The sequence below is a fragment of the Mesorhizobium sp. M1A.T.Ca.IN.004.03.1.1 genome (assembly GCF_003997555.1).
Classification (GTDB): domain Bacteria; phylum Pseudomonadota; class Alphaproteobacteria; order Rhizobiales; family Rhizobiaceae; genus Mesorhizobium.
The window spans coordinates 1-262 of sequence record NZ_RZTV01000509.1 but is presented as its reverse complement, the minus strand read 5'-3'; the positions used below and the strand labels follow the sequence as shown (position 1 = coordinate 262).

Here is a 262-nt window from a genome sequence, read left to right as displayed (position 1 = left end):
GCGATATTGATATCCTTGAGAACCGTCAGATTGCCAAAGCGTTTGTTGATGTGATTGATCGCCAGGTTGGCCATCGTCGTTATCCCTTCACTGCGCCGGCCATCAGACCACGAAGGAAGTATCGCCCTGCCGCCACATAGATAATTATGGTGGGTAGCGCGGCGATCATCGCGGCGGCCATGTCTTCGTTGTAGGCCTTGGTGCCTGTTGAGGTGTTGACCAGGTTGTTCAGTGCGACCGTGACAGGTTGACCGGACCCGGC

Annotated in this window: 1 pseudogene; it reads right to left on the bottom strand. The window is 55.7% G+C overall.

From position 1 onward, the window contains the following. Positions 1–79: 79 nt before the first annotated feature. Positions 80–262 (bottom strand): annotated as a pseudogene (locus EOD29_RS32665) (carbohydrate ABC transporter permease); the annotation flags it as partial.